This is a genomic window from Paraburkholderia sp. BR10882 (assembly GCF_040948855.1).
Classification (GTDB): domain Bacteria; phylum Pseudomonadota; class Gammaproteobacteria; order Burkholderiales; family Burkholderiaceae; genus Paraburkholderia; species Paraburkholderia nodosa_A.
On the sequence record NZ_JBFPKP010000086.1, the window covers coordinates 1 to 270 of the forward strand.

1 protein-coding gene is annotated in these 270 nt (G+C 66.7%); it reads right to left on the bottom strand.

Going from position 1 to position 270, the window contains the following annotated elements; all coding sequences use genetic code 11:
- The coding region (locus AB3X99_RS41010) for a divalent metal cation transporter (protein ID WP_368662078.1) at window positions 1–270 on the bottom strand (270 nt) is incomplete at both ends.

Sequence of the window (270 nt, forward strand, 5' to 3'; positions counted from 1 at the left end):
GTTCGAAGATGAGGCGTGCGTGGCCGACGCCGGTCACGGCGCCCAGGCGCAGGACCATTTCCTGGTTCACATAGAGAACCGGAATCAGCAGCGCGAGCGTCCAGAGCAGCGACGTGCCGTAGTTCTGCCCCGCCTGCGTATAAGTGCCGAACGCGCCGGCGTCATTATCGCCGACCATGACGATGAGGCCGGGGCCGAGGATGGCAAGCAGTGTGCGCAGGCGCGCCATCCAGTTGCTGCGCGGAGCGGTGTCGTGGCGGGCGATGGTGC